This window comes from Brevundimonas sp. (assembly GCF_036400995.1).
Lineage (GTDB): Bacteria > Pseudomonadota > Alphaproteobacteria > Caulobacterales > Caulobacteraceae > Brevundimonas.
Window position 1 is genome coordinate 19550 of the sequence record NZ_DASWWG010000006.1, and the last position, 23762, is coordinate 43311.

The 23762-nt window shown below is 69.8% G+C and carries 16 protein-coding genes; 5 read left to right on the forward strand and 11 right to left on the reverse strand.

The genetic code is table 11. The features are described from left to right. The first annotated feature begins 89 nt into the window (after positions 1-89). Entirely contained in the window at positions 90-1004 is a 915-nt protein-coding gene (locus VGE03_RS00490) for a LysR substrate-binding domain-containing protein (RefSeq protein ID WP_331044502.1), read from the forward strand. Here the strand turns inward: VGE03_RS00490 and VGE03_RS00495 are convergent. From VGE03_RS00495 to VGE03_RS00535, 9 genes are all read right to left on the reverse strand, one after another. Then, positions 1001-2806 (reverse strand): DUF885 domain-containing protein, encoded by a 1806-nt coding sequence (locus tag VGE03_RS00495; RefSeq protein ID WP_331044503.1) that lies wholly within the window; start codon positions 2804-2806, stop codon positions 1001-1003. The genes VGE03_RS00490 and VGE03_RS00495 overlap by 4 nt on opposite strands. A gap of 14 nt (positions 2807-2820) precedes the next feature. Continuing rightward, positions 2821-4647 carry a DUF885 domain-containing protein gene (locus VGE03_RS00500; protein ID WP_331044504.1) on the reverse strand — a complete coding sequence of 609 codons (1827 nt, stop codon included), beginning with the start codon at positions 4645-4647 and terminating at the stop codon, positions 2821-2823. A gap of 68 nt (positions 4648-4715) precedes the next feature. Continuing rightward, positions 4716-6557: a M61 family peptidase gene (locus VGE03_RS00505; RefSeq protein WP_331044505.1), complete on the reverse strand. Its 1842-nt coding sequence runs from the start codon at positions 6555-6557 to the stop codon at positions 4716-4718. 68 nt (positions 6558-6625) lie between these two features. Beyond that, a complete protein-coding gene (gene cckA / locus VGE03_RS00510; RefSeq protein WP_331044506.1) occupies positions 6626-8680 on the reverse strand; it encodes a cell cycle histidine kinase CckA in 2055 nt (684 codons plus the stop codon). 261 nt (positions 8681-8941) lie between these two features. Continuing rightward, positions 8942-10033, reverse strand: a complete 1092-nt coding sequence (locus tag VGE03_RS00515; protein WP_331044517.1) for a Glu/Leu/Phe/Val dehydrogenase — start codon at positions 10031-10033, stop codon at positions 8942-8944. Between the two features lie 255 nt (positions 10034-10288). Next, on the reverse strand, positions 10289-11311 hold the full coding sequence (locus tag VGE03_RS00520) for an alpha/beta fold hydrolase (protein ID WP_331044507.1): 1023 nt from the start codon (positions 11309-11311) through the stop codon (positions 10289-10291). Then, positions 11290-12129 carry a hypothetical protein gene (locus tag VGE03_RS00525; protein WP_331044508.1) on the reverse strand — a complete coding sequence of 280 codons (840 nt, stop codon included), beginning with the start codon at positions 12127-12129 and terminating at the stop codon, positions 11290-11292. Before VGE03_RS00525 ends, VGE03_RS00520 begins: the two co-directional genes overlap by 22 nt. Continuing rightward, a complete protein-coding gene (locus VGE03_RS00530; RefSeq protein ID WP_331044509.1) occupies positions 12126-12728 on the reverse strand; it encodes a uracil-DNA glycosylase family protein in 603 nt (200 codons plus the stop codon). Before VGE03_RS00530 ends, VGE03_RS00525 begins: the two co-directional genes overlap by 4 nt. A 12-nt stretch (positions 12729-12740) precedes the next feature. Next, positions 12741-13055: a DUF3253 domain-containing protein gene (locus VGE03_RS00535; RefSeq protein WP_331044510.1), complete on the reverse strand. Its 315-nt coding sequence runs from the start codon at positions 13053-13055 to the stop codon at positions 12741-12743. A gap of 47 nt (positions 13056-13102) precedes the next feature. Between VGE03_RS00535 and VGE03_RS00540 the strand changes: the two genes are divergently transcribed. After that, complete coding sequence (locus VGE03_RS00540) at positions 13103-13537, forward strand: PaaI family thioesterase (protein WP_331044511.1); 435 nt, start codon at positions 13103-13105, stop codon at positions 13535-13537. A gap of 7 nt (positions 13538-13544) precedes the next feature. Here VGE03_RS00540 and VGE03_RS00545 read toward each other — a convergent pair whose 3' ends face one another. Together VGE03_RS00545 and VGE03_RS00550 are read right to left on the reverse strand one after the other, a co-directional pair. Beyond that, the gene (locus VGE03_RS00545) at positions 13545-17930 is read right to left on the reverse strand and encodes an Ig-like domain-containing protein (protein ID WP_331044512.1); all 4386 of its coding nucleotides are present in this window, start codon (positions 17928-17930) and stop codon (positions 13545-13547) included. 122 nt (positions 17931-18052) lie between these two features. After that, positions 18053-18682 (reverse strand): TetR/AcrR family transcriptional regulator, encoded by a 630-nt coding sequence (locus tag VGE03_RS00550; protein ID WP_331044513.1) that lies wholly within the window; start codon positions 18680-18682, stop codon positions 18053-18055. Positions 18683-18790: 108 nt separating this feature from the next. On the opposite strand from VGE03_RS00550, the gene VGE03_RS00555 reads away from it, so the two are divergent. From VGE03_RS00555 to VGE03_RS00565, 3 genes are all read left to right on the forward strand, one after another. Further along, positions 18791-19987: an efflux RND transporter periplasmic adaptor subunit gene (locus VGE03_RS00555; protein ID WP_331044514.1), complete on the forward strand. Its 1197-nt coding sequence runs from the start codon at positions 18791-18793 to the stop codon at positions 19985-19987. A gap of 7 nt (positions 19988-19994) precedes the next feature. Next, positions 19995-23243: a multidrug efflux RND transporter permease subunit gene (locus VGE03_RS00560; RefSeq protein ID WP_331044515.1), complete on the forward strand. Its 3249-nt coding sequence runs from the start codon at positions 19995-19997 to the stop codon at positions 23241-23243. Further along, positions 23243-23762: TolC family protein (locus tag VGE03_RS00565; RefSeq protein ID WP_331044516.1), on the forward strand; the 520-nt coding region annotated here is incomplete at its 3' end. The genes VGE03_RS00560 and VGE03_RS00565, both read left to right, overlap by 1 nt.

A 23762-nucleotide genomic window follows, 5' to 3' on the forward strand; every position in this document is an offset into this window, starting at 1 on the left:
CTCTGGTTGGTGTTGGTGACAACGGGACTATCGCCTTGACAGGACCGACGGACAAACCAGATTGGTCCGCCACCTCATAAGGCTCGCTTATGGCCGACCCGCTTTCCGGAATTCCCCTCGCCTCGATCCGCGTGTTCGAGGCCGCCGCGCGCCTGAAAAGCTTCACGCGCGCCGCCGAGGAGCTGGGCATGACCCAGGCGGCGGTCAGCTGGCAGATCAAGGCGCTGGAGGGCCGGCTGGGCCAGAGCCTGTTCCGCCGCCTGCCGCGCGAGGTGCAGCCGACCGAGGCCGGCGAACGCCTGTCCAGCGCCGCGACCGAGGCCGTCACCCTGCTGCGCCGGGCGATCAGCGACCTGACCGAGGCGGACGAGCACATCCTGTCGATCACGACGCTGGCGACGCTGGCGAGCCAGTGGCTGGCGCCGCACCTGGGCGCCTTCCAGCTGTCGAACCCGGGGCTGGCGGTGCGGCTGGACACCAACCCCGGCCTGCTCGACCTGTCGCGCGAGGGGTTCGACGTGGGCATCCGGTCCGGCAACGGCGACTGGCCGGGACTGGAGAGCCAGCAGATCATGCCGTCGGTCTTCACCCCGCTGTGCAGCCCGGAGATGGCCGAGCGGCTGAAGCTGGAAAGCCCCTGCGACCTGCTGGAGGCGCCGCGCATCGGCATGGAGAAGGAGTGGGCCGCCTGGTTCGCCGCCGCCGGGCTCAGCGACGGGCGCCGCCCGGCCACCCGGCTGACGGCGGACTACCAGGTGCTGGAGGTGGCGGCGGCGCTGGGCGGACAGGGGGTGGCGCTGGGCTCGCCCATCTTCTTCGCGCGCGAGATCAAGGCGGGCCTGCTGGTGCGGCCCTTCGCCCAGACGGTGTCGTTCAACACCGGCTACTATGTCGTCTGGCCCGAGGGCCGGCGCCGGTCGCCCAAGATCCGGCGCTTCCGCGAATGGCTGATGTCGGTCGCCGACGCGGACCCCGCGGTGATCGAGGCCCGCGCCGGGGGTTAGACCCGGAGCAGCTGTTCCAGCACCGCCAGCGGCACCGAGCCGTTGGCCAGCACCTTGTCGTGGAAGGCCCGCAGGTCGAAGCCCGGCCGCGCCGACGCCTCGTCCCGCAGGCGCGCGATCACCGTATGGCCGATCTTGTAGGCGCAGGCCTGCCCCGGCATCGAGGCGTAACGGTTGATCTCGCTGTTGGCGGCGCCGACCGGCTTGGCGCCCGAGGCGACCATGTAGTCGACGGCCTGCTCGCGGCTCCAGCCCTTGGCGTGCATGCCGGTGTCCACCACCAGACGCACGGCCCGGAACAGATAGGACATCAGGAAGCCGACCCGGCCCAGCGGATCAGTCGCATAGACGTCCAGGTCATCGGCGGCGACGGCCTCGGCGTACAGCGCCCAGCCCTCGTTGTAGGCCGAGAAGCCGTTGGCCCGGCGGTACTGGGGCAGGCCGGTATTCTCGCGCTGCAGGGCGACCTGCAGGTGATGGCCCGGCGTGGCCTCGTGATAGGTCAGGGTCGGCAGGGAGAAGCGCGGCCAGTTCTTCGCCTCGCGCAGATTGATGTAGTAGGCGCCCGGCCGTGAGCCGTCGAGCGGCGGCCCCTGATAGTAGCCGCCCGGGGCGCCCGCCTCGATGGCCGGCGGCACGCGACGGACCTCGACGCCGGAACGCGGCAGACGGCCGAACACGCGGGGAAGCAGCGGCTCGAGCGCCTGCACCTGACGGTTCAGGTCCGCGATCAGCTGGGCCTTGGCCTCATCGGTCTCGGCGTAGAGCTGGGCGGGGTCCTTGTTGAGGGCGTCGATCCGTTCGCCCACCGTGCCCTGCGTCATGCCCTGCGAGCGCAGTATGACGTCGATGCCCGCGCTGATCTCGGCCACCTGTTGCAGGCCGATCGCGTGGATCTCGTCGGCGGTCAGGGCGGTGGTGGTCCAGTGCTTCAGGGCGTGGGCGTAGAAGGCCTCGCCGTCCGGCAGGCGGCGTGTGACGCCCGCCTCGTGCACGGCCCGGGGCCGCAGGGTCTGGAAGAGCTCGATCTGCCGGGTCAGGGCGGGCTTCACCTCCACCTCGACGATGCGGGCGGCGCGCTCGCCGTAGCCGCTCAGGCCCAGAGCCGAGGCCTTGCGCTCCAGCGCGCGGACCATGGCCATGTCGGCGGCCGGCTGGCGATGCAGGGCCTGCAACTGGCCGACGGTCAGGTCGATGATGAAGTCCGGCGGGATGACGCCCCTGCCCGCGTCCGCGCGGATGCGGACCGTCTCGGCATCGACCGCCGGACCGAAGGCCGACAGGCGCGACAGGAAGGCGTCCGCGCCGTCGCGGTCCTCGACCCGGTGCTGGTTGTCCAGGAAGTCCGGCACGGTGAAGTAGGCGCCGGTCAGCTGGTTGACGACATAGGGCCCCATCCGCCCCCCGCCGAGGGTCGAGCCGTAGTCGAAGCCCGCGCCGGTCGCGGCCGTCCCGATGCGGAAGGCGGCCACCGCGTGATTGACCTTGCCCGCGTCGGACAGGTCGCCCGGACCGCCGAAGGCGTTGAAGACGCGCAGGCGTTCGACCGCCTGCGCCCGCTGGTCCCGCCAGGCCGCCTCGCTGTAGTCGGTCAGCTGGCCGGACAGCCCCGCCCGCGCGCCCCGGTCGAGACCGAGGTTGGTGGCGGTTTCAGGCGACTGTTCGATGTCCCGGTCGAACCAGCCCTGCAGCAGGGCGTCCAGCTCGGCGTCCGCGTCGCGCGGCGCGGCGAGCGCGATCCCGGAGGCGGCGACCGCCGTCCCCGCGGCGGCGGTCATCAGAAGGCGGCGGCGGTCGATCATCACGCGGACTCCCCTCAGCCGCGACGGCTGGCGACCCAGTCGCCGATCACCCGCTCCAGCACCGTCAGCGGCACGCCGCCGGCGTCCAGACCGGTGTCGTGGAAGCCCTTGATGTCGAAGCGGTCGCCCAGCGTCGCCTTCGCCTCCTCGCGCAGGCGGACCCAGGTCGTGTGGCCGACCTTGTAGCTGGAGGCCTGACCCGGCCAGACGGCGTAGCGTTCGACCTCGGTGGTGATCGAGCTTTCCTGATCGCCGAGGGTGTCGACCATGTAGCGGATGCCTTCCTCGCGGCTCCAGCGCTTGTAGTGGAGCCCCGAGTCGACCACGAGACGCGCCGCGCGGAACATCAGCGACTGGATGCAGCCGATCCGGCCCCACGGATCGTTCTCGTACATGCCGATCTCGTCGGCGAGCTGTTCCGAGTACAGGCCCCAGCCTTCCGAATAGGCCGAGAAGCCCAGCACCTTGAGCAGCAGCGGGGTGTCGGTCTTCTCCTGCTGCAGGGCGATCTGGAAGTGATGGCCCGGCACCGCCTCGTGATAGGTCAGGGTCGGCAGGGTGAATTTCGGCCACTCGGCCGTGTCGCGCAGGTTGATGTAGTAGGCGCCCGGACGCGAGCCATCCAGCGACGGCGACTGGTAGTAGCCGCCCGGCGCGCCGGCCTCGATCTCCTTGGGCACGCGGCGGATGTCGCAGGCCGAGGTGGGCAGGCGGCCGAAGTATTCCGGCATCCGCGCCATGACCGTCGCCATCTGGGCGTTGAGGTCGGCCAGCAGCTGTTCCTTGGCCTCATCGGTGTTCGGATAGACCTGCCCCGGGACGTGGGAGGCGATGGAGGCGATCCGCTGGCCGACGGTGCCCTGGGTCAGGCCCTGGGCGCGCAGCAGGACGTCGGCGCGGGCGCTGAGTTCCGCGACCTGCTCCAGACCCATCTCGTGGATCTCCTGCCCGGTCATGGACGAGGTCGTGTAGAATTTCAGCCCGTAGTCGTAATAGGCCTCGCCGTTCGGCAGACGCCAGCAGCCGGCGTCGTGCGAGGCGGTCGGCAGTTGGGCGGCCAGGGCGTCGCGCTGGCGAGTCAACGCCGGCAGGACGTCGCCGTTGACGATGGCCAGGGCGCGGGCGGCCCAGTCGCCCGCCAGTCCCTTCTCCGCGGCGCGGCGCGCGACCGAGGTGACGAGGGTCAGCGACGCCGGATCGGCGTTGAGGATCGAGCCCATCTGGCCGGTGGCGCGCTGGATCACGAAGTCCGGCGGCGTCGCGCCAGCGGCGAACTCGCCACGCATCCGCTCGGTCTCCTGATCGAAGACCCGGGCGAGCGCGGACAGGCGCGACAGATAGGCCTCGGCGTCCTCGGCCGTGTCGATGGAGTGCTGGCTGTCGAGGAAGTCCGGGGTGCTCTGGTAGGCGCCGCCAAGCTGGCTGACCGTATAGGGCGACGGGAACATCCCCCCGCCGTACGGGAAGTCATAGCCCTGGATCGCCGTGTCCCCGAAGAATTTGACCGTGTCGTGATAGACCTTGAAGCGCGGCGACAGGGCCTCGCGGTCGATGCCGTTCAGGGCGGTCATCGAGGCCACGAACTTGACCTTGTCCTCCTGCTGCTTGGCCAGGGAGCGGTCATCCAGCTGGGCCTTCATCGCCGCGCCCGGCCCCTTGTCCATGCCCAGCATGGTCAGCAGTTCCGGAGAGCTGAGCAGATGGTCGCGGGTGATGCCGTCCATCACCGTGGACAGGGCCGCGTCGGCGGAGCCAGCCTCCTGCGCAAAGACCGCGCCGCCCGTGGCGGCCAGACCGGCGCCGGCGGCGGTGGTCAGAAGGAAACGGCGACGATCAAGCATGACGAACTCCCAAGGTCATGGATGGCGGACCCGGCGGCACTGAACGCCGCCGGTCATCTTCTGGCAAGTCAGGGTTGGACGGTCTCCGCACCCAGCCAGGCGGTGCGGAAGGCCAGTTGTTCGGCGGTGGGCTGAACGCCGGTGGTTTCGATGCGGACCAGTTCGACGTTCGGATCATTGCCCAGGGTCAGTTGCCCGGTCCGTTCGGCGCCCCGCTGGTTGAAGCGGACCGCGACGGTGTCGCCGGGCTTCAGGGCCTTGAGCGCGTCGTCCCAGCCGGCCTGGCTGTCGATCGTGGTGTCGCCCAGCGCGACGATCTCGTCCCCGCTTTCCAGACCGGCGAGGTAGAGGCCGGTGCCCGGAACCGTCGCCGTCGCCAACCGGACGGTCTCGCCGTTGACCTGCAGCCGCACGGGGCCCGCCCAAGCGGCGGTCGGATTGCGCGGGCGCATCAGGATGCCCGCCTGCGCCAGCATGGGCTGGAGGTCCGGCAGCTCGCTGCCCTGGACGCTGAGGGCGAAGAAGGCGTCGGCGAAGGCCTGATCACCGGTGACCGCGGCCAGCCCCTTGCGCAGGTCGTCCGGCGTATAGGGGACCTCGTTGACCCCGTGGTTCCGCCACATCCAGCGCATGTAGTCGTCCAGCGTCACGTTCTGGAACCGGTCGCGCAGGGTCAGGTCCAGCGACAGGGCCAGGGCCGCGCCCCAGGTGTAATAGCTGACGAAGATGTTGGGGTTGTTCGGGTCGATCGAGGTCGCCGCATCGACGAAGGGCGCGCGCAGGCTCATCTCCTGCGGCGAGCCGTAGCCGCGGGCCGGGCTGTTCAGCACCGCGTTGAACTGGCCGCCGACGTTGGCGAGGAAGGCGTCGATGTTCGACACGCCCGCGCGGCGGACGGCCAGGGGGCCGTAGTAGTTGGTGAAGCCCTCGGCGAACCACAGGGACGGGGTCGGATTGGCGCGTGTGAAGTCGAACGGCTCCAGCTCACGCGGGCGGATGCGTTCGACGTTCCACGAATGGAAGAACTCGTGGCTGAGGGTGCCGATCTGGCTGTAGTTCGCCTCGCTCAGCGAGCGCGAGCCGCTGAGGATGGTGGAGTTGCGGTGCTCCATGCCGTCGCCGCTGACCTGCGGCAGGTAGTCGGCGATGAAGGTGTAGGTCCCGTAGTCGAAGTCGGGCACGTCGCCGAAGACCGCGATCAGCTGGTCGACGACCGCCTTGGCCTTTTCGACGAACAGCTCGCCCTCCACTTCCGTCTCGGGATGGTGGATCGCGAGGCGGATGGTGCGGGTCTCATCCCCGTCCGTGACGTCCCACGAGCGCATCATGAAGTCGCTGATCTCGACCGGCGAATCCATCAGGTACTGCAGGTTCGGCGCGCTGAAGACGAACTCCTCGCCGGTCGCCTGCAGCTGGGTCGCCACGGCCCAGTCCGGATCGTAGGGCCGGAACGTCAGGGTGACCGGCCGCTCGTCGTAGCCGACCGCCCACAGCAGGGTGGCGGGCATGTTCAGGTGGGCGTGGGTGGCGTCGATCTGGGCGTAGGTGCCGTCGGCGCGATCCCCGAACAGGGTGTAGGTGACGGTGACCGTGCCGTCATGGCCCGAGACGGTCCAGCCGTAGGGGTCGGTGCGCTCGACCGTCAGAGGCCGTCCGGCGCCGTCGACGGCGGTCAGCGAATAGAGGTTCTTGGCGAACTCATGGATCGCGTAGCGGCCCGGCGACGAGCGGGACATCTCGAACCGCACCGGTCCGCCGGCGAGGTCGCTGTAGGTGACCCGGACCTGCGCCTCGTGGTGGGCGGAGTTCTCGAAGCTGAGCTCGTAGCGGACCGGCGGGGGCGTCTGGGCCAGAACGGGGGTCGCGAGACCGAGTGACAAGACAGCCAGACTGGCGGCGACGAACTTCATACCCAGACCCTCCGGTACCCGGCGCGGACCGTGGCGCGGGGGATCGACGCTGACAAGTGAACGATTGGTCAGCCGGCGTGCAGTTCCTGTTTCACCCGCTCGGCCAAGGTCTTGATGTCCAGCGGCTTGGGCAGGAAGGAGACGCCGGTCTCGTCCTGCAGCAGGTCGGAGAAGTCGCTCTCGGCATAGCCCGAGATGAACATGACCGGGGCGTCGCCGAGATATTTGCGCGCCTTCTTCAGCAGGCTGGGACCGTCGAGGCCGGGCATGATGACGTCGGAGATCATCATGTCGATCTGGCCCGCGTGCTCCTCGGCCAGCTCCAGCGCCTGTTCGCCGTCCTCGGCCTCGATGACCTCATAGCCGCGCTGGCGCAGCAGGCGGGCGGCGATGCCGCGCACGGCGGCCTCGTCTTCCACGAACAGGATGCGGCCCGCGCCCGACAGGTCGCGCGGCGCCTTGACCACCTTCTCGACCACCGGGGTCTCGGCCAGCTCGGCCTCGGCCGCCTCAGGCAGGAAGATGCGGAAGGCGGCGCCGGCGCCCTCGATATTGGTGACGTTGATGTGGCCGCCCGCCTGTTCGACGATGCCGTAGACGGTGGCCAGGCCCATGCCGGTGCCCTCGTTCACCGCCTTGGTGGTGAAGAAGGGCTCGAAGATCTTGTCCAGCAGTTCGGGCGGCACGCCCGTGCCGGTGTCGGACACCTCGATCAGGGCGACGGCCTCGGTCGGCGCGGCGACCCAGCCCATCTGGCGAGCCTCGTCCTGCGACAGGCGGCGGGTCTTGATGGTGACGACGGCGTCGCCCGGCTCGACCACGCCGCGCATGGCGTCCCGGGCGTTGACGGCCAGGTTCATGACCGCCGTTTCCAGCTGGCTCTTGTCGGCCAGGACCACCGGCAGGTCGCGGCCGTAGTCGGTCTCCAGCCGCACGTCCTCGCGCAGCAGGCGGCGCAGCAGGACGGCGAACTCCCCGACCAGCTCGCCGAGGTCCAGACGCTCGCGGCGGACGGTCGACTTGCGCGAGAAGGCCAGCAGCTTGCGCACCAGATCGGCGGCGCGGATGGCGGTCTGGCGGATCTCGTTCAGGCCCTCGTAGGAGGGATCGCCGACCGGGTGGCGCTCCAGCAGGCCCGAAAGCTGCAGCTGGATGGCGGTCAGCAGGTTGTTGAAGTCGTGCGCCACGCCGCCCGCCAGCTGGCCCACGGCCTGCATCTTCTGGGCCTGCGACAGCTGCAGCTCCATCGACTTCTGGGCCGAGACGTCGAACAGCCAGACCCGGCATTTGCCGTTCTCGGGCGCGACATAGAGATGGAGCATCCGGTCGGGGTGGGCGCGGGCGACCAGCTCGATCGGGCCGGAGGAGCCGGCGTTCAGCTTGGCCTTGGCCTCGATCACGCCCGACGGCTCGAACAGGTGGCCGAAGGCGGCGTCACGGGCGGCGGCGGGGCCGGTCAGCAGGGCGAGGGCGGCGTTGGCCTCCTCGACCTTGCCCGCGAACAGGTCGTCGGCCTGCAGCAGGGCCGAGCCGAACGGGGCGCCGGCGGCCATGGCGCGACCGCCCGGACCGTTCTGGGCGGCGACGGGACGATCCGCGGCGGGCGCGGCGACCGGCAGGACGGCTTCGGGCGCGGCGCGCAGGAGGAAACGCCCCTCCCCGGCCCGACCGATCAGGACCTCCAGCTCACGCGAGCCGACGGTGACGATGGCGCGACCGTGCTCGCCCGCGCGGGCCTGGGCGAAGGCCATGTAGAGGGCCGAGGCGGACTTGCCGCCGGAGCGGGCGGGCGGCAGGGCGACGGTCGCGCCCCCGGCGTCGGCCCAGGCGGCGTTGTAGGCCAGCACCTGGCCGGTGGCCCAGACGAGGGCGGCAGGCTCGACCATGGCGTCCAGCAGGTCGACGTCGGCGTCGCCGGTGGGCGGGCGCTTCTCGCTGCGGGCGAAGGTGAACAGGCCGATCAGGGACACGGCCCCGACGGTGAAGATCAGGATCAGGCCCGGGGTGCTCATCGGGTCGGCGCGGAACGCCGGATAGGCCATGGCCCCCACGGCCACGACAAAGCCGAGCGCCATGACGATCAGCAGCGGATCGATGGAGCGGCGGGCGGTGGTCGTCGTCATGCGTCTCGGCCCGAATCAGAACGGGTGGAATGCGGGATGATGGGCCGGATGCGCCTGTCGCGCGAATCCGGCCCACGGAGCCGATGATCGGGCGAGGGGGACCGTCAAAATATACCGTCCAGATCGTCCAGATCGTCTATCGGCCGAGGCGGAAGATTAGCAGCCGGGTGCGTCAGGATTGGTCGTACGCCCCCAAACGCAAACCGGCCGCCCCGCGGAAGCGGGACGGCCGGTCGGGAACGCGATGCGCCTTGAGGCGGATTACGCCGCCTTCAGCTGCTCGGCCTTTTCGGCGCGGGCGGCGTTGATGCGGGCTTCGGCGATGGCGTCGGCGATCTCGTGGGTCGGACGACCTTCCGAGGCCGAACGCTCGAGGACCTCGTCGAGGGTCTCCATCAGGCGCGAGAGCTTGCCCTCGACCCAGGCCGCGTCATAGGCGCCGCCGGTGTTGCGGGCGTTCAGTTCCGACGCGACGTTGATGATGCCACCGCCGTTGACGACGTAGTCCGGCGCGTAGAGCACGCCGCGCTCGAACAGGATGCGGCCGATTTCCGGAGTGGCCAGCTGGTTGTTGGCGGCGCCGACCACGGCCTTGGCCGAGAGGCGGTCCAGGGTCTGCGGGTTCAGCGTCGCGCCCAGGGCGCACGGGGCGTAGATGTCGGCCTTGACGTCATAGATGGCGTCCGGGGCGACGATCTCGGCGCCGGTGCGGGCGGCGACCTCGGCCAGCAGGGCCGTGTTGACGTCGGTCATGACCAGCTTGGCGCCGGCGGCGTGCAGCTTGTCGGCGAGGTAGCCGCCGACGTGGCCGATGCCCTGCAGGGCGATGGTCAGGCCGGTCAGGTCGTCCTGCTTCCACAGGCGGCGGGCGACGGTCAGGGTCGAGCGGAACACGCCCTCGGCGGTGACCGGCGACGGGTCGCCCGAGGCTTCCGGGCCATCCGACAGGCCGAGCACATACGGCGTGACCTTGCGGGCTTCGGCGATGTCGGCGACCGACACGCCGACGTCTTCAGCGGCGTAGTAGATGCCGCCCAGGGTCGAGACGGCGCGGCCGAAGGCGGCGAACAGCTCGGGCGTCTTCTGGGTGCGGCTGTCGCCGATGATGACCGACTTGCCGCCGCCCATCTCCAGATCGGCCACGGCGTTCTTGTAGCTCATGCCCTTCGACAGGCGCAGGACGTCTTCCAGCGCTTCAGCCGAGGAGGCGTAGTTCCACATGCGGGTGCCGCCGACGGCGGGGCCGCGGGCAGTCGAGTGAACAGCGATAATCGCGCGAAGGCCGGTCTTTTCATCAAAGACGGCGTGAACGCCTTCGTGGTTCGCGAACGACGGCGAATCGAAAAGGGTCATGCTCATGAGCGTTACTCCCGGGTATTTTTATTGCGCGGCTGATTACGCCGCGGGGAGGTAGCGCGCAAGCATGGCGGTTTCGTGATGGGGATGGGGCGGGCGCTGTCGCGGGCGGCCGCGGGCCAGTTGCAGGCGCAGAAGCTGAAAGTGGCTAGTGGCTAGTGGCTAGAGTCGCCGCTTCTTTGCGGGCGGAAGGGCGGCGCGGCCCGTGCGGCCGCCCCCAATGTCGGCCAGTCACTAGACACTTGCCACCAATCACCTCCCCAGCGCCGACAGTACCGGCCCTGCCCCCGACGGCAGCGGAGCCCGGGCGTCTCTCAGCCAGGCCTCGACGTCGCGGTACATGGTCTCGGCCTGCAGGTCGCGGTTCAGGATGTGCCAGCCGTCGGGGTAGTAGGCCGTGCGGAACCCGGGCCGCTCGCCGGCCCGCTCCAGCGCCAGTCGCATGGCGGGCTTCTGGATGACGTTGTCGGTGGCCCCGTACAGCAGCAGGGTCGGCTCGCGGATGCGGCCCAGCTTCAGGGAGGCGCTCTCCATCAGGTCGACGAGGCCGTAGAGGGTGTCGAACCGGGTCGAGATGATGCTCTGCGGGTCGCGGCCGTTGCGATAGAGCTCGACCATATTGTCCGAGGCGGGATGGGCGCGGATGGCCCATTCGGGCGCGTCCACGGCCCGGTCGCCCATGGCCCGGGCGGCCAGCCAGAGGGCCGAGGAATTGACCGGCCCCTGCGCGGTCCAGCCCCAGACGCCGGGCGCCAGCAGGATCACCCGGTCCGCCGCGGGCGGCCGGTCCGAACCGAAGGCGGCGATGGTCACCGATCCGCCCATGCTTTCGCCCGCCACGGCGATGATCGCGTTCGGATGCGCCGCGCGGGCCAGGGCGACGGCGGTGCGCACATCCTCGGTCATCCGCGCCTCGCCGGCCCAGACGCCGCGGCCGGGGGCGGCGCCGAAGCCGCGCTGGTCGATCGCCCAGGTCTCGATCCCGCGCTCGGCCCACCACGGACCGGCCAACCGGAAGGAGGCGCGGCTGTCGTTCATGCCGTGCAGGGCGATGATGACGGCCCACGGCTCGCCGCGCGGCGACCAGCGGGCCACCGGCAGGCGGGCGCCGTCGTCCATCAGCAGGGTCGACGCCTCGACCGCCGGGCCGGTGAAGCCGCTCGGCGGCGTCAGAACGGGCTGGACCGCAGGGGTGGCGCAGGCGGCCAACGCCAACAGGCCGAGCGCTCCGGCGAGGCCGCGCGCCGCCTGGATCATCGCGGAAGCGTCGACCACCGGCCATCCCTCCTGACGATCAGCTGGTCGGTGAGGATCGCGGGATTTTCCGATTGGTCCGAGACCACGCGACGCAGGTCAGCCACGGCTTGCGGGTTGTTCGCGTCGACGATCAGCAGGGCGTCGCGGAAGACCGCGACGGCGGGAACGCGGCCGATGGCGACGATGTCCGGCGCGGCCCAGATCTCCGGATCCATGACCAGACTGGCGGCGATGTCCTCGCGCGCCGTGAGCAGGAACAGCCCCTCGCGCAGCTTCTCGAGAGAAACCTGACCGAAGGCGCCGACGGTGCGATCCCGCGCGCGGGTCCAGGCCGCCTCCAGATCAGGGACCACCTCGGCGACGCCGGTTTCGGGCGGATAGCTGAACGAGTGGCCGTGATCCTGGGCCATGATCAGCAGCAGGTTGGCGGCCAACGGACGATAGAGAGGCCGGGCGGCCTCGGCGCCGTCGACGAAGGGGTCGAGATAGGAGGTCGGACGCACGAGAATGAAGGCGATGTCCTCGCGGAAGGCGCCCGGCGACGGCATCAGGGCCATGGCGATGATGCTGTCGATGACCGCGGTCTTGTCCTCGCCGCCCCGGTAGCGGCGGTAGGCCTGATCCAGCACGATCTGCTTCTCGAGACCGTCGGGGCCGCGCAGGTGGATGACGTCCCCCTCGACGGTGACGGTCATATCGGGCGCGGCGGCGCGCAGGCTGGTCAGGAACTCGGCGCGAAACTGCAGGGGGCTGAGCTCCTGCGCGGCGACCGGCAGGGCCACCGACAGGGACAGGCAGAACGCCAGCACAGCCGGCCACCGGAAACGAAACGTCACGCCATACTCCCCGTCATTGCGCCGAGCATGCCACGCACCCGCTCGCGCAGATAGGGGATCACCTCGGCCTCGAACCACGGGTTCTTTCGCAGCCACGCCGTGTTGCGCCAGGAGGGATGGGGCATCGGCAGGATCGCGGGCGCGTAGTCCCGCCACGCGCGCACAGTCCCGGTCATGGTCGCCTTCGCGCGATCGCCCAGCGCCCACGCCTGCGCATAGCCGCCGACCAGCAGGGTCAGCTCGACGTTGGGGAGCTCGGCCAGAAGCCGGGGCCGCCAGAGCTCGGCGCATTTCCTGGGCGGGGGATAGTCGCCGCCTTTCGGCGCGGTCCCCGGATAGCAGAAGGCCTGGGCCGCCACGCCGATGCGGTGGTCGGCGTAGAAGGTCTCGTAGTCCACACCCAGCCAGTCGCGCAGACGGTCGCCGGAGGGATCGGTGAACGGCAGGCCGCTCTCATGCACCCGACGACCGGGCGCCTGGCCGCAGATCAGCAGCCGCGTCCCGGGAAAGACGCGGACCACGGGGCGCGGGGTGTGCGGCAACTGGCCGAGGCAGGCCCGGCAGGCGCGGATGTCGGCGAGAACGGCCTCAAGGCTCATTCCGCGGCCCGATCAGTCCTCGTCTTCGTCCGTCTTCGGCGGAAGCGCGGCCAGGGCGGCGGCGGTCTCTTCCGGCGTCGGCAGGCGCAGGCGGGTGACGCCCTTGAAGCTGTTCGGATCGACCGGCTTGCCCTTCTTGGTGATGGTCAGCTTGCCCTGGCGCATCAGGTGCAGGGCGGCCGACTTCACCTTGGGCAGCATGCGTTGCCACTGCTCCGGCTGCAGCTCCTTGGCCACATCCGCGGGCTCAATGCTCTTGCCGCCGACGTTCTTGGGGTCGGCCTTCGCCAATTTTTCGAAAATGGCGGCTTCGATGGGATCGCTCATCGGGCCTATATGCTGCATTGCGAGAGCGAGAAGAAGGCAGGATTACAATGGTCGCGAAAATCACCGTCACCGAGGGCGAGTTCACCGGCTGGCAGACCTATGACCTGCACGGCACCTTCGATCAGGTGGTGGGGCCCTTCTACTTCAAGCCGGACCCGGACGGCCGGATGCGCTGCGCCTTCCGCGCCGAGCAGAAGCATATGAACGCCGGCGACCGGATGCACGGCGGCTGCCTGATGACCTTCGCCGACATCTCGCTGTTCCAGACCGCCTATCAGGAGATGGAGGGCGCCTCGGGGGTGACCGTGTCGCTGGACTCGACCTTCATCGACGGCGCCTATGTGGGCGAGCTGGTCGAGGCGACCGGCGAGGTGGTGCGCGCCGGCAAGAGCCTGATCTTCGTGCGCGGCCAGATCACCGCGAGCGAGCGGATCCTGATGACCTTCTCGGGCGTGATCCGGAAGTTCACGCCGCGCGGCTGAGCCCGCCCTAGAACAGGTGGTCCCAGCCGGTAACGGTGTGGATCACCCCGTCGGCGTCGATCGTGATCATCGTCCCCTCGCCGCCGCGGGCGGTCCAGCGGGCGCCGTGGTCAACCGGGTCCGGCTCGACCGGCAGGACCTGCGGCCCGGTTTCCTTGTCGGACACGGCGAACGCCGGGGCGGCCAGGCTGTCAAGCGACAGGGTCTGGCCGTTGCCGAAGCGCAGGGTCTCGATCCCGTAGAGCAGGTCCACGCCGTCGCGGCCGCCGATCCGGTCGGTGACCCGCCAGCCGCCGTCGATCTGCTCGAGCAGGTAGTCGTCCCGCAGCCCGGTCAGGACGGCGACGTCCGTCCCGTCGCCGCCGATCAGGGTGTCGTCCCCGCCCTTGCCGTTCAGCACGTCATCCCCGGCGCCGCCGGTGATGACGTTGTCCTCGACCGTGCCCGTGCCGGTGAAGTCGCCCGCGCCGGTGTAGGTCAGGGCCTCGACGTTCAGGCGCAGGGTGTAGCTGGACAGGGTGGTCTGGACGGTGTCGAAGCCGCCGCCGACGTACTCGACGATGGTGTCGCCGCCCGCGGTGATGACGAAGATGTCGTCGCCCGCCCCGCCGTGCAGTTCGTCGGGCACGCCGTCGCCGCCGATCAGGATGTCGTTGCCGTCGTGGCCCATCAGGGTGTCGCGACCGGCGCCGCCGCGGATGATGTTGTCGCCCGCATTGCCCTGACCGAAGAAGCCGACGGAGCCGGTGTAGGTCAGGTTCTCGACATTGACCGCCAGCCGGACCGATCCGAGCGCGGTCAGGACGGTGTCGATCCCCTCGCCCGCGAACTCCACGATCGAGTCGCCGACGGCCGACAGGATGTAGGTGTCGTCGCCGCGGCCGCCCTGCAGGGTGTTGGCCAGCCCCGCGCCGCCGTCGAGGACGTCATCCCCGTCCAGACCGATCAGGGTGTCCCGGCCCAGACCGCCGCTCAGGACGTTGGCGCCGTTGCCGCCGATCAGCAGGTCGTCGAAGCTGGAGCCGGTGACGTTCTCGATGCCGCTGAGGGTGTCCGCGCCGCCGAAGCCGTCGTTGCGGGTGACATTGCCGTTCAGGCGGACATCGACCGCGCCGAGGGCGTCGGCGTAGCTGGCGGTATCCAGACCGGCGCCGCCGATCAGGGTGTCGTTGCCGGCGCCGCCCGACAGGACGTCGTCCCCGGCCCCGCCCGTGATGACGTTCGCCAGCGCATTGCCCGCGCCCGTGAAGTTGCCGGACCCGATGTAGGTCAGGTTCTCGACATGGGCGGCCGTGAGCACATAGCCGGAGAGGGCCGTCTGGACGGTGTCGGTCCCCTCGCCCGCCAGCTCGATGATGCTGTCGGTGGCGGTCTCGACCACATAGACGTCATTGCCCTGACCGCCGTGCAGCACATTCAGGCCGCCGCCGCCGCGCAGCACATCGTCGCCCGCGAGGCCGAACAGCGCATCCGCCCCGCCGCCGCCGGTGATGACGTTGTCCAGCGCATTGCCGGTCCCGATGAAGGCGCCCGTTCCGGTGTAGACCAGAGCCTCCAGATTGGCGCCGAGCGTATAGGCGTCGGCCGTCGTCTCGACGGTGTCGAAACCTTCGCCCGCCAGCTCAATGATGCTGTCGCCGATGGTGGTCACGACATAGGTGTCGTCGCCGACGCCGCCGTACAGCTCGTCCGCCGCGCCGTCGCCGCCGATCAGGCGGTCGTCGCCGTCCAGACCGATCAGGACGTCATAGCCGGAACCGCCGGTCAGGACGTCGCCGTACGCGGACCCGATGATGACTCCCGAGCCCGAGACCACCGTCCCGGCCAGGCCGTTGACGGTGATGGTCAGGGTGGTGCTGAGGCTGACGCCTTCGGAGTCGGTCAGGGTGTAGGTGAAGCTGTCGGTCGCGGTCTGGCCCTGCAGCAGGGTCAGGGCGGCGGCCGACGGCGTGAAGACGTAGGACCCGTCCGCCTGGACGACGAGCACGCCCCAGCTTCCCGTCACTGGCTGGCCGACCGCGGCGGCGACGCCGTTGATGGCGGACACCGCCAGGGTGGAGTCGGCGCCGGCGCTGTCGTTGGCCAGAAGCCCTTGGGCGGCGGCGACGGTCAGGACGGCGTTCTCGTCGGTGACGGCGGTGTCGGCGACGGCGACGGTGGCGGCCTCGACCGGGAAGGTCACGGTGCGCGGGGCGCTGGCCGACTGCCCGTCGCTGACGACGTAGGTGAACGCCGCCGTCCCCGTGTAGCCGGGCGTCGGGACGAAGGTGAAGGCGCCGGTGGCCGGGTCGATGGTGACCACGCCGTTCAGGGCGGAGCCGTCCACCGCCGCATAGGTCAGCCGGTCGCCGTCGGCGTCATGGCCGGTCGCCAGCGTCCCGGTGACCGGCGCGCCGTCGGCGGCGGGCGGCAGGACCGTCTCGGTTCCCGACAGGGTCGGGGCGTCATTGACCGGAGACGCCTCGCCGACGTCCCAGCCGGCGATCGCCGCATCAAGCGCCGCGACCTGGGCCGGCGTCATGCCGTTGGCCGCCAGCGACATGTTGTAGACCAGCAGCTGGTGGATGTTGGCGTTCGGGGCGGCGTTGAATTTCACCGCCACGCCGATCCAGAAATAGGCGTCCTCCGGCGAGGCGGCGACGCCCTCTCCCGCCAGATAGCGACGGCCCAGATTCCAGGCCGCCTCCATGTTCCCCATCTTCGCGGCCTGCATATAGCCCTCGACGGCCAGCGCCTTGTCGACGGGACCGCCGAAGCCGAGGTCGTTGAGGATGGCCAGACGGAAGACGGCGACGGGATTGTCCGGCAGCGCCTCCAGCAGGGCGCGGGCGCCCTCATAGTCCCGCTCGCCGCCCATGCCCGCGACATAGAGGGTGGCCAGCCGCAGGTTCACGTCCGGCGTCGCGCCCATGGCGGACTCGAAATAGTGCCGCGCCAGATCCCAGTTCTGGGTCACGCCGTTGATGCCGTCGTTCAGCCAGGTGGCGTAGTGGTAGGCGGCGTTGGGGTCGGTGTCGGCCAGCCGGACGACCCAGTACTGCCACTGCTCCAGATCCCCGGCGAGCAGGAAGTTGACCGCGTCATCGAAGGTCAGTTGCGCGGGCGGATCGCCGGCGGCGTGGACATTCAGGGTGACCGTCTTCTCGACACTGTCCAGCTGGCCGTCCGAGACGACGTAGCGGAACGAGGCGGCGCCGGTGAAACCCTCGGTCGGGGTGAAGACGTAGCGGCCCGTGCGGGCGTCCAGCGTCAGGGTCCCGCCGACGACGGAGTCCGCCACGACCTTGAAGGTCAGCTGGTCGCCATCGATGTCGGAGCCCTTGAACAGGGTGAAGCTGTACGGCTGCCCCGCGGCCAGTTCGGCGTTTTCGGTCCGGGTCGTCAGCTCGGGTGCGTCGTTGACGCCGCCGACATAGACCACGACGGTGATCGGATCGGAGGTCGTGACCCCGTCGCTGACCGTGTACCGGAAGGTCGCATAGCCCTGGCTGTAGGTCGGGCCGTACCAGTTGGCCGGCGGGGTGAAGGTGAAGGCGCCCGTCGCCGGGTCCACCGTCGCCACCCCGTTGACCGCCGAGTCCGCGACCAGGGTGAAGGTCGCGTTCTGCATGTCGACGCCGTCGACGCCGTTCAGCACGCCGGTCGCGACCTGGTCCTCAAGCCCGTAGTGGACCTCGGGATTGCTGCCCGACAGGCCGTCCGGCGTCGCCGGGGTCTGGGTGCGCAGGGTGATGTTGGCGAGGTCGAGGAAGCCGGTCGGCGCATTGTCCGGGTCCGGGTTCAGCATGACCAGATGCAGGGTCGCGTCGACGTGTGACAGGGTCTGCTGAAGGTCGAACGGCGCGTAGCGGTCGGCGATATCGCCTTCCATCGACTGGTAGTTCCCGGCGTAGGTCCAGTCGGCGGGATCATCACTGATCTTCAGGGTGACGGTGGACCATTCGTCCGAGATCTGGCCCAGAAGGTCGTCGCCCGTGTTGGCCCAGTTGGTGACCTGCAGGCCGACGTAGAAATTCTCCATCAGCCCGGTCTCGGGCACATAGCGGCACAGCCACAGCGCCAGCTTGCCGCCGTTCGCCTCGAAGTCCTTGGTGCGGACCGTCATCTCGAACTCGGCGTCGAGCAGGTTCAGCGCGCCGGGCGAGCCGAGGGTCGGGGTCGACAGGTGGGCGACCAGCCAGATCGCGCCGACGCCGTCGATGTGGTTGGCGTCCAGCGGGCCCGAGGCCTGCAGGCGGGTGAAGCGCTCGATCTCGCCGCCCGCCTCGGTCACGACGGAGGGGGAGAACCACGTCGTCCACGGGCCCAGGCCGTTGTCGAAATCCCACGAGTAGGTGAACGCCGGAGGGGTGTCCGTAGCGACGGGAATCGTCCCGGTTTCAACTTCGCCCATAACGCCACTCACCCCGATACAACCGTAGCTGTTCGATAGGTGATCCCCTCACGCGGCGACAATGGGGCGGCGCGGGATTTTTCCGGTTAATCAGACCTTAAGGCGGCCGTCCGCGGCGCGCCTCAGCCGTCGATGGCGCCCTGCAGAAGCGCAGCCATGCGGACCTCCATCCGCTCGCACTCTTCCTGGGTCAGGCCGAAGCCGCCGGTGATCTCGCGGCTGACGGCCATGCCCATGATGGTGGCGGCGGCCAGACGGGCGCGGACCATGGCGTCCTCGCCCCCGACCCATTCGGCGAAGGGGTTGAAGAAGCGCTCGGTCCCGGTGCGCTGGACGATCTCCATGGCCTTGGCCGAGCCGACCGAGCGCAGCATGATGAGCAGGCCCTTCAGCTTGCCCTCCTTGGCCGGCTTGAAGATGACCTCGTGCGCGACCCGGCGGCCGAACTCGCCGCGCGGACCGTCCATCAGTTCATTGCCGTTCGAGCAGCTGTCCAGGACAGCCGCGAACAGGTCTTCCTTGGATCCGAAATAACGGGACACCAGCGCCGCATCGACACCCACGTCACCGGCGATGTCGCGCATGCCGACATCGTCATAACTGTCCCGGGAAAATCGCTCCTGCGCGGCGTTCAGGATCGCCGCGCGAGTCGCCTCAGCATTTCTTGGCCGCGGCGCGACATGACAAAACAATGGGTTAGCTCTCCGGAATAGCCCCAGCGGGAATATGGCTTTGTCATCACCCGTTGACAAGACGCGCCTGCATCACCATTAAGTCACCGGGCGTTGACTAAGCGGGCTCCCCCCGATTCCCGCGGTCGACAAGGACAGGGATTTGCTCCCATTCGGAGACTAGCGTTCATGCGCACGGTGAAGATCGTGACCGCGTCGGCCATCATGGCCGCCGCGCTCTATGGCTGTTCTCAATCCAGCGAAGCGCAGGCGCCCCAGGCGCCGCAGGTGACCGTGGCGACGCCGCTGGTCCGCGCCGTGCAGGATTGGGATGAATTTACGGGCCGCTTCGAAGCGACCCAATCCGTCGAGGTGCGTGCGCGCGTCGGCGGTTATATCCAGGGCGTCCACTTCCGCGACGGCGACTATGTCCAGCGCGGCCAGCTGCTGTTCACCCTGGACCCCCGCCCCGCCCAGGCGGCCCTCGCCTCGGCCCGCGCCTCGCTGGCGCAGGCGCAGGCCCAACTGGCCCTGGCCCGCACCGAACTGACCCGTTCGGAGACCCTGCTGGCCTCGCAGGCTGTGTCGCAGGCTGAAGTCGACACCCGCCGCGGCGCCGTGCAGCAGGCCGAAGCGGCCGTCGCCGCCGCCAACGCCGCCGTCCGCGCCCGCCAGCTGGACCTGGAGTTCACCCGCGTCGTCGCCCCGATCTCGGGTCGAGTCTCGGACCGTCGCGTCGATCCGGGCAATCTGGTCGCCGGCGGCTCGTCGCAGGCCGACGTCCTGACCACCGTGGTCTCCAGCGCCCCGATCCACTTCGTCTTCGACGGCTCTGAAGCGGTGCTGCTCAAGTACCAGCGCCAGGCGCGCAACGGCGCGGCGCCGATCCAGATCCGTCTGCAGGACGAGAGCGGCTACACCCGCACCGGCTCGCTGGACTTCACCGACAACGCGGTCGACACGGCCTCGGGCGTCATCCGCCTGCGCGCCCTGGTGCCGAACGCCGACGGCTTCCTGAAGCCGGGCATGTTCGGTCAGGCCCGTCTGGCCGGCGCCGGTTCGTACCAGGCCATGCTGGTGCCGGACGCCGCCGTCGCCACCGATCAGGCCCGCCGCGTCGTCTATGTCGTGGCCGCCGACGGTTCGGTGACCCCGCGCGCAGTCCAGCTGGGACCGCTGGTCGACGGCCTGCGCGTCATCCGCGGCGGTCTGCAAGCCAACGACCGCGTCATCATCAACGGCCTGCAGCGCGTGCAGCAGCCGGGCGTGAAGGTTCAGGCCCGCAACGGCCGCATCGAACCCGTCGCCCAGCAGGTCCAGGCGCCCGTGACGACCCAGGCTCCGGCCTCGACCGCCACCTTCGCCGCCAGCGTCTCGGGCGATTGATCCGACAATGAACATCTCACGCTTCTTCATCGACAGGCCGATCTTCGCGGCCGTGATCTCGGTGTTCATCACCCTGATCGGCGTGTTCGCGTATCCGCTGCTGCCCCTCTCGCAGTATCCGGAGATCGCGCCGCCCACGATCACCATCAACACCGCCTATCCGGGCGCCTCGGCCGAGACCGTGGCGGAGACCGTCTCCGCCCCGATCGAGCAGGAGGTGAACGGGGTCGAGGGCATGCTGTACCTGTCGTCCTCGTCCACCTCGGACGGGACGGTGGCGATCACCGTGACCTTCAACCCGGGCACCGACCTGGATGCGGCGCAGGTTCTGGTCCAGAACCGCGTGGCCCTGGCCGAGCCGAAACTGCCTGCACAGGTGCGCCAGATCGGCGTGACCGTGAACAAGCAGGAGTCGGGCTTCCTGATGATCCTCGGGCTGACCTCGCCCGACGGCTCGCTGGATAACGACTACGTCGGCAACTACGCCAACTCGACGCTGCGGGACCGCCTGCTGCGCATCGAGGGCGTGGGCAACGTGTCCATCTTCGGCGGCGGCAACTACTCCATGCGGGTCTGGATCGACCCGGCCAAGGCCGCCGCGCGCGACCTGACCGGTCCGGACATCGTCGCCGCCCTGCAAGCCCAGAACGTCCAGGCCGCCGCCGGCTCGATCGGCCAGCCGCCCTTCCCTACCAACGCCGCGGCCTTCCAGCTGCCGGTGCAGGTGCAGGGCCGCCTGAGCGATCCGGACGAGTTCTCCAACATCGTCATCAAGACCGACGCCCAGGGCCGCGTGACCCGCGTTCGTGACGTCGCACGCGTCGAACTCGGCGCCCAGGACTACGGCATCAAGGGCTTCTTCGACGGCCAGCAGGGCGTCGGCATCGCCATCGTGCAGCAGCCGGGGGCGAACGCCCTGGGCACCGCTGATCGCGTCATGGCCGAGGTCGAGGCCTTCAAGGCCGAACTGCCCCAGGGCATGGACATCTCGATCGCCTACAACCCGACGGAGTTCGTCGCGGCCTCGGTGGAGTCCGTGCAGCACACCCTGTTCGAGGCGGTCATCCTGGTCGTGCTCGTCGTGCTGGTCTTCCTGCAGACCTGGCGCGCGGCGATCATCCCGATCGTGGCCATCCCCGTGGCGCTGGTGGCGACCTTCGCCGTCCAGATGCTGCTGGGCTATTCGATCAACTCGCTGAGCCTGTTCGCCCTCGTCCTCGCGGTCGGCATCGTCGTCGACGACGCCATCGTCGTGGTCGAGAACGTCGAACGCTACATCCGCGAGGGACTGACGCCCAAGGAAGCCGCCTACCGCTCCATGGAGGAGGTGTCGGGCGCGCTGATCTCGATCGGTCTGGTGCTGGTCTCGGTGTTCGTGCCGACGATGTTCGTGCCGGGCATTCCGGGCATCTTCTATCGCGAGTTCGCGATCGTCATCACCACGGCTTCGGTGGTGTCGCTACTGGTGTCCCTGACCCTGTCGCCGGCCATGGCGGCGCTGCTGCTCAAGCCGCACAAGGGTCACGGCGAGACTGTCCGCAAGCCCGGCGCCTGGGGCACCGTTGTCTACTACGGCGGCTGGGCCGGACGACGCTTCAACGAGGGCTTCGACTGGCTGTCGGACAAATACGGCCGGCTGACCGCGCGGCTGGTGCGCACCGTCGGCATCGTGCTGATCGTCTATGTCGCCCTGCTGGGCCTGACGACCTGGCGCGTGATGGACACGCCGTCCGGCTTCATTCCCGAGCAGGACCAAGGCTTCCTGATCGGCGTCATCCAGCTGCCTCCGGGCGCCTCGCTGGAGCGGACCGAAGCGGTGATGACCCGCGCCTCGGAGATCATCAAGGGCACCGAGGGCGTGGAAGGCATGGTCGCCTTCGCCGGCCTCGACGGCTCCAGCTTCTCGTTCGGCTCCAACGCGGCGACCATCTTCGTGCGCCTCGACGCCTTCGACGACCGCAAGACGGCCGAGCAGTCGGCCGCGGCGCTGGCCGGCGCCATCACCGGCGCGACCTACGGCATCGAGGACGCCAACATCTTCGTCATCGCCCCGCCGGCGGTGCAGGGGCTGGGCAACGGCAACGGCTTCCAGCTGATGGTGCAGGACCGCTCCGGCGCCGGCTACCGCGCGCTGGAGGGCGCCACCTTCGCCATGATGGGGGCCGCCGCCCAGGCGCCGGACCAGGTGCAGCAGGTGTTCTCGACCTACAACACCGGCTCGCCCCGCATCGCCGCCGACGTCGACCGCGACAAGGCGCTGATGATGGGCGTGCAGCCCGCCGACGTGTTCAGCACGCTCGGCGTCTACCTGGGCTCGTCCTACGTCAACGACTTCAACTTCCTCGGCCGCACCTTCCGGGTCACCGCCCAGGCGGAGCCGACGTCGCGCGACGACGTCGCCGACATCGCGAACCTGAAGACCCGCTCGGCCTCGGGCGCCATGGTGCCGATCGGCTCGGTGGCCACCCTGCGCGAGGACTCCGGCCCGGCGCGGGTGGTGCGATACAACCTGTTCCCGGCCTCGGAGCTGCAGGGTCAGGCGGCGCCCGGGGTCTCCTCCGGCCAGGCGATCGCCACCATGGAGCAGCTGGCCGAGGCCACCCTGCCGCCGGGCTTCTCCTACGAGTGGACCGGTCTGGCGCTGCAGGAGAAGCAGTCGGCCGGCGGCGCCACCGTGGTCTTCGCCCTCGCCGTCGTCTTCGTCTTCCTGGTGCTGGCGGCGCAGTACGAAGCCTTCACCCTGCCGCTGGCGGTGGTGCTGATCGTGCCGATGTGCGTGCTGGCGGCGATGCTCGGGGTCAACCTGCGCGGGCTGGACAACAACATCCTCGTCCAGATCGGCCTGGTGGTGCTGATCGCCCTGGCCGCCAAGAACGCCATCCTGATCGTTGAGTTCGCCAAGCAGGCCGAGGACGAGGGGCTGAACCGCTGGGACGCCGCCGTGCGCGCCGCGCGGACCCGCCTGCGTCCGATCCTGATGACCTCCTTCGCCTTCATCTTCGGCGTCGTGCCGCTGATGCTGGCCACCGGCCCCGGGGCGGAGATGCGCCAGTCGCTGGGCACCTCGGTGTTCTCGGGGATGCTGGGCGTGACCCTGTTCGGCCTGGTCTTCACCCCGGTGTTCTACGTGATCTGCCGCTGGCTGGCCTCGAAGATGCCCAAGGCGCCGGAGAAGGAGCGCACCGTTCCGACCACCGAAGGCCTGCCCCCCCATATCGAAGCCCAGTCCGCCTCGCCCCGGACGGGAGACGCCTGATGATCCAACGACCCTCTCTCCGGTTCCTGACCGCAACCGCCGGCGCCAGCCTCCTCCTGGCCTCGTGCGCGGTCGGGCCGAAGGCGCCCGACGCCGCCCTTCCCCCCCAGGCGTCGGGCGCCTTCATCGGCGCCGCCACCCCCGCCGTATCCGCCGAAGCGGCGCGCGACGACTGGTGGCGGCTGTACCAGGACCCGGCGCTGGACGCGCTGGTGGCCGAGGCGCTGGCCAACAACAACGAGCTCGAGGCGGCGGCCGCCAACCTGCGTCGCGTCCGCGCGGCGCTCGGCGAGGCGCGCACCGCCCGCCTGCCCGGGACCACGACCACGGCGGCCTTCAGCACCGGCCGCCCCTCTGCGGCGACCGTGCCGGGCCTTCCCGCCGGAACCGAGGCCCCGGAGACCGACACCTACGACGTCGGGCTGGACGTCTCCTACGAGGTCGACCTGTTCGGCCGGGTCGGCTCGGTGATCCGGGCGGCCAGGGCCGACGCCGACGCCGCCGCGGCTGCGCTCGACG

What these genes read in the sequence shown, in the direction of transcription:
- VGE03_RS00490 (WP_331044502.1), top strand. Translation starts at nt 90, where the DNA reads ATGGCCGACCCGCTTTCCGGAATTCCCCTCGCCTCGATCCGCGTGTTC.
- VGE03_RS00495 (WP_331044503.1), bottom strand. Translation starts at nt 2,806, where the DNA reads ATGATCGACCGCCGCCGCCTTCTGATGACCGCCGCCGCGGGGACGGCG.
- VGE03_RS00500 (WP_331044504.1), bottom strand. Translation starts at nt 4,647, where the DNA reads ATGCTTGATCGTCGCCGTTTCCTTCTGACCACCGCCGCCGGCGCCGGT.
- VGE03_RS00505 (WP_331044505.1), bottom strand. Translation starts at nt 6,557, where the DNA reads ATGAAGTTCGTCGCCGCCAGTCTGGCTGTCTTGTCACTCGGTCTCGCG.
- cckA (WP_331044506.1), bottom strand. Translation starts at nt 8,680, where the DNA reads ATGACGACGACCACCGCCCGCCGCTCCATCGATCCGCTGCTGATCGTC.
- VGE03_RS00515 (WP_331044517.1), bottom strand. Translation starts at nt 10,033, where the DNA reads ATGACCCTTTTCGATTCGCCGTCGTTCGCGAACCACGAAGGCGTTCAC.
- VGE03_RS00530 (WP_331044509.1), bottom strand. Translation starts at nt 12,728, where the DNA reads ATGAGCCTTGAGGCCGTTCTCGCCGACATCCGCGCCTGCCGGGCCTGC.
- VGE03_RS00535 (WP_331044510.1), bottom strand. Translation starts at nt 13,055, where the DNA reads ATGAGCGATCCCATCGAAGCCGCCATTTTCGAAAAATTGGCGAAGGCC.
- VGE03_RS00540 (WP_331044511.1), top strand. Translation starts at nt 13,103, where the DNA reads ATGGTCGCGAAAATCACCGTCACCGAGGGCGAGTTCACCGGCTGGCAG.
- VGE03_RS00545 (WP_331044512.1), bottom strand. Translation starts at nt 17,930, where the DNA reads ATGGGCGAAGTTGAAACCGGGACGATTCCCGTCGCTACGGACACCCCT.
- VGE03_RS00555 (WP_331044514.1), top strand. Translation starts at nt 18,791, where the DNA reads ATGCGCACGGTGAAGATCGTGACCGCGTCGGCCATCATGGCCGCCGCG.
- VGE03_RS00560 (WP_331044515.1), top strand. Translation starts at nt 19,995, where the DNA reads ATGAACATCTCACGCTTCTTCATCGACAGGCCGATCTTCGCGGCCGTG.